The sequence below is a fragment of the Arthrobacter sp. AL05 genome (assembly GCF_029960715.1).
Taxonomy (GTDB): domain Bacteria; phylum Actinomycetota; class Actinomycetes; order Actinomycetales; family Micrococcaceae; genus Arthrobacter.
In genome coordinates, this window is sequence record NZ_JASBRC010000037.1 from 1 (window position 1) to 5,493 (window position 5,493).

Consider the following 5,493-nt stretch of genomic DNA (forward strand, 5'->3'; position numbering starts at 1 on the left):
GTGTTGTTGTGTTTTTGTTCCTCACGCAACGGGTTTGTTGGTTGGGAACCACATAGTGGACGCAAGCAGTCTTGTTATCTTTGTACCACCCTTGATGGGCAAACCTCTTTTGAAGGATTGGTTTGTCCAGGTGGTGTGTGGTGTAAGTTATCGGCCTATTAGTACCGGTCAGCTTCACGAGTCGTTAGTCCTCGCTTCCACATCCGGCCTATCAACCCAGTGGTCTGGCTGGGGGCCTCTCACACACAAGGTGTATGGAAATCTCATCTCGAAGCGAGCTTCCCGCTTAGATGCTTTCAGCGGTTATCCCATCCGAACGTAGCTAATCAGCGGTGCACTTGGCAGTACAACTGACACACCAGAGGTTCGTCCGTCCCGGTCCTCTCGTACTAAGGACAGCCCTTCTCAAATTTCCTGCGCGCGCAGCGGATAGGGACCGAACTGTCTCACGACGTTCTAAACCCAGCTCGCGTACCGCTTTAATGGGCGAACAGCCCAACCCTTGGGACCTACTCCAGCCCCAGGATGCGACGAGCCGACATCGAGGTGCCAAACCATGCCGTCGATATGGACTCTTGGGCAAGATCAGCCTGTTATCCCCGAGGTACCTTTTATCCGTTGAGCGACGGCCATTCCACAATGTACCGCCGGATCACTAGTCCCGACTTTCGTCCCTGCTCGAGATGTCTCTCTCACAGTCAAGCTCCCTTGTGCACTTACACTCGACACCTGATTGCCAACCAGGCTGAGGGAACCTTTGGGCGCCTCCGTTACTTTTTAGGAGGCAACCGCCCCAGTTAAACTACCCATCAGGCACTGTCCCTGACCCGGATTACGGGCCGAAGTTAGATGTCCAAAGTGACCAGAGTGGTATTTCAACGATGACTCCACCCGAACTGGCGTCCGGGCTTCAACGTCTCCCACCTATCCTACACAAGCCACTCCGAACACCAATACCAAACTATAGTAAAGGTCTCGGGGTCTTTCCGTCCTGCTGCGCGTAACGAGCATCTTTACTCGTACTGCAATTTCGCCGAGTTTATGGTTGAGACAGCGGGGAAGTCGTTACTCCATTCGTGCAGGTCGGAACTTACCCGACAAGGAATTTCGCTACCTTAGGATGGTTATAGTTACCACCGCCGTTTACTGGGGCTTGAATTCTCAGCTTCGCCTTGCGGCTAACCGGTCCTCTTAACCTTCCAGCACCGGGCAGGAGTCAGTCCGTATACATCGTCTTGCGACTTCGCACGGACCTGTGTTTTTAGTAAACAGTCGCTTCCCCCTGGTCTCTGCGGCCCCTGCACGCTCCGGACAGCTTGTGTCCATCACGATGGGGGCCCCCCTTCTCCCGAAGTTACGGGGGCATTTTGCCGAGTTCCTTAACCATAATTCTCTCGATCGCCTTAGTATTCTCTACCTGATCACCTGTGTCGGTTTGGGGTACGGGCGGCTAAAACCTCGCGTCGATGCTTTTCTAGGCAGCATAGGATCACCGAATCCCCCCTTACGGGAGTCCCATCGGATCTCAGGCATCATGAACGGCGGATTTGCCTACCGTTCGCCCTACATCCTTAGACCGGGACAACCATCGCCCGGCTCGGCTACCTTCCTGCGTCACACCTGTTAATACGCTTGCCTCCCAGGATCAGGTCCCGCGCTCCACCAAAACCCTTCACCCACAAGGGGTGTCAGGCAGGTATTGGGCAGTTAGTATCCCCTGTTCAACATGGACGGTTTTTCGCCGGTACGGGAATATCAACCCGTTGTCCATCGACTACGCCTGTCGGCCTCGCCTTAGGTCCCGACTTACCCAGGGCAGATTAGCTTGACCCTGGAACCCTTGATCATTCGGCGGACGGGTTTCTCACCCGTCTTTCGCTACTCATGCCTGCATTCTCACTCGTGTAGGCTCCACCGCTGGTTTACACCGCGACTTCACTGCCCACACGACGCTCCCCTACCACTCCAGACGCCTGAACCAACCCACAAGGGGCGGCTTAGCTAATATCTGAAATCCACAACTTCGGCGGTGTACTTGAGCCCCGCTACATTGTCGGCGCGGAATCACTTGACCAGTGAGCTATTACGCACTCTTTTAAGGATGGCTGCTTCTAAGCCAACCTCCTGGTTGTCTTCGCAACTCCACATCCTTTCCCACTTAGCACACGCTTAGGGGCCTTAGTTGGTGGTCTGGGCTGTTTCCCTCTCGACTATGAAGCTTATCCCCCACAGTCTCACTGCTGCGCTCTCACTTACCGGCATTCGGAGTTTGGCTGACGTCAGTAACCTTGTAGGGCCCATTAGCCATCCAGTAGCTCTACCTCCGGTAAGAAACACGCAACGCTGCACCTAAATGCATTTCGGGGAGAACCAGCTATCACGAAGTTTGATTGGCCTTTCACCCCTACCCACAGCTCATCCCCTCCATTTTCAACTGAAGTGGGTTCGGTCCTCCACGACGTCTTACCGTCGCTTCAACCTGGCCATGGGTAGATCACTTCGCTTCGGGTCTAGATCACGCCACTGCAACGCCCTATTCAGACTCGCTTTCGCTACGGCTTCCCCACACGGGTTAACCTCGCGACGTAACACTAACTCGCAGGCTCATTCTTCAAAAGGCACGCCGTCACCAGAATCAGACTGGCTCCGACGGATTGTAAGCACACGGTTTCAGGTACTGTTTCACTCCCCTCCCGGGGTACTTTTCACCTTTCCCTCACGGTACTGGTCCGCTATCGGTCATTAGGGAGTATTTAGGCTTATCAGGTGGTCCTGACAGATTCACACGGGATTTCTCGGGCCCCGTGCTACTTGGGATACTCCCCGGGCGGTGCACAACATTTCGGTTACGGGGCTCACACCCTCTCTGGCCGGCCTTTCAAGACCGTTCACCTATGCCTGCACTACACACCCCACTGTCCCGGCAGAGACAGAATGGGAAGTCCCACAACCCCGACCATGCAACGCCCGCCGGCTATCACACATGGAACGGTTTAGCCTGATCCGCGTTCGCTCGCCACTACTGACGGAATCACTATTGTTTTCTCTTCCTGCGGGTACTGAGATGTTTCACTTCCCCGCGTTCCCTCCACGCACCCTATGTGTTCAGATGCGGGTCACCAGGTGACTCGCGCCCCTGGCGGGGTTTCCCCATTCGGACACCCTGGGATCACAGTCCGGTTATCGACTCCCCCAGGCTTATCGCAGATTCCTACGTCCTTCTTCGGCTCCTAATGCCAAGGCATCCACCGTGTGCTCTTAAAAACTTGACCACAAAAGATCAAAAACGCTAATTTTCGAGAGAACCACGAAAACCAACCCACACACCCAAAGGCGCCCAGGTCAGATCCAGGTTCATATTCTTGGAAATTGCTTCTTATAAAAGATGCTCGCGTCCACTATGTAGTTCTCAAACAACAACCCCGTACCACACACCCCACACGCAACCCCCACAAAGGGACCAAACCGTGCGATCGATGCAGCCAGGAACAACCAGAAACACCAGCACCGGACACCACAGCGAAAACCGCGGAACCCGGCCCCTGTTGCCTCAGGACCCAACAGTGTGCCAAACACTAAACCACCAGCACCCCCCGCACACCGTTCCAGGAACCACACAAGTGCAGAACCGTACTAAGTGCCGCAGGAAAAACCAGCGGCCGCTACTTGTTGATATTCCACCCGTGAGCACCCGCCGCAGAACTAGCGTCTGCGCAACGGGCGTACTCCTGACAACCCCTCCACACTCACATACATGAGGCAAGGTGACTGTAGGTGCTCCTTAGAAAGGAGGTGATCCAGCCGCACCTTCCGGTACGGCTACCTTGTTACGACTTAGTCCCAATCGCCAGTCCCACCTTCGACAGCTCCCTCCCACAAGGGGTTAGGCCACCGGCTTCGGGTGTTACCAACTTTCGTGACTTGACGGGCGGTGTGTACAAGGCCCGGGAACGTATTCACCGCAGCGTTGCTGATCTGCGATTACTAGCGACTCCGACTTCATGGGGTCGAGTTGCAGACCCCAATCCGAACTGAGACCGGCTTTTTGGGATTAGCTCCACCTCACAGTATCGCAACCCTTTGTACCGGCCATTGTAGCATGCGTGAAGCCCAAGACATAAGGGGCATGATGATTTGACGTCGTCCCCACCTTCCTCCGAGTTGACCCCGGCAGTCTCCTATGAGTCCCCGCCATCACGCGCTGGCAACATAGAACGAGGGTTGCGCTCGTTGCGGGACTTAACCCAACATCTCACGACACGAGCTGACGACAACCATGCACCACCTGTAAACCGACCGCAAGCGGGGCACCTGTTTCCAGGTATTACCGGTTCATGTCAAGCCTTGGTAAGGTTCTTCGCGTTGCATCGAATTAATCCGCATGCTCCGCCGCTTGTGCGGGCCCCCGTCAATTCCTTTGAGTTTTAGCCTTGCGGCCGTACTCCCCAGGCGGGGCACTTAATGCGTTAGCTACGGCGCGGAAAACGTGGAATGTCCCCCACACCTAGTGCCCAACGTTTACGGCATGGACTACCAGGGTATCTAATCCTGTTCGCTCCCCATGCTTTCGCTCCTCAGCGTCAGTTAATGCCCAGAGACCTGCCTTCGCCATCGGTGTTCCTCCTGATATCTGCGCATTTCACCGCTACACCAGGAATTCCAGTCTCCCCTACATCACTCTAGTCTGCCCGTACCCACCGCAGATCCGGAGTTGAGCCCCGGACTTTCACGGCAGACGCGACAAACCGCCTACGAGCTCTTTACGCCCAATAATTCCGGATAACGCTTGCGCCCTACGTATTACCGCGGCTGCTGGCACGTAGTTAGCCGGCGCTTCTTCTGCAGGTACCGTCACTTTCGCTTCTTCCCTACTGAAAGAGGTTTACAACCCGAAGGCCGTCATCCCTCACGCGGCGTCGCTGCATCAGGCTTTCGCCCATTGTGCAATATTCCCCACTGCTGCCTCCCGTAGGAGTCTGGGCCGTGTCTCAGTCCCAGTGTGGCCGGTCACCCTCTCAGGCCGGCTACCCGTCGTCGCCTTGGTGAGCCATTACCTCACCAACAAGCTGATAGGCCGCGAGTCCATCCAAAACCACAATAAAGCTTTCCACCCCCCACCATGCGATGAGGAGTCATATCCGGTATTAGACCCAGTTTCCCAGGCTTATCCCAGAGTTAAGGGCAGGTTACTCACGTGTTACTCACCCGTTCGCCACTAATCCCCCAGCAAGCTGGGATCATCGTTCGACTTGCATGTGTTAAGCACGCCGCCAGCGTTCATCCTGAGCCAGGATCAAACTCTCCGTTGAAGTAAAACAGACACAACCAACACCCCCGGGAAAACGGGACGCATCAGCTGCACAAAATTTGAAACCAGCTGTAAAAACCAGACCCCACCACGGGGTGGCGGACCTGATCAATTCAACCAATTCAATACAATAAATTGGTATCAACAAACTTGGCACACTATTGAGTTCTCAAACAACAGACACA

The 5,493-nt window shown here is 55.1% G+C and carries 2 rRNA genes; both read right to left on the reverse strand.

Annotated elements, in window-relative coordinates:
• Nucleotides 1–137: 137 nt before the first annotated feature.
• Nucleotides 138–3,272: ribosomal RNA gene (locus QK287_RS18210) — 23S ribosomal RNA — on the reverse strand.
• Between the two features lie 513 nt (nucleotides 3,273–3,785).
• Nucleotides 3,786–5,309: ribosomal RNA gene (locus QK287_RS18215) — 16S ribosomal RNA — on the reverse strand.
• Together the 16S and 23S rRNA genes form the textbook arrangement of a ribosomal RNA operon.
• Nucleotides 5,310–5,493 lie beyond the last annotated feature (184 nt).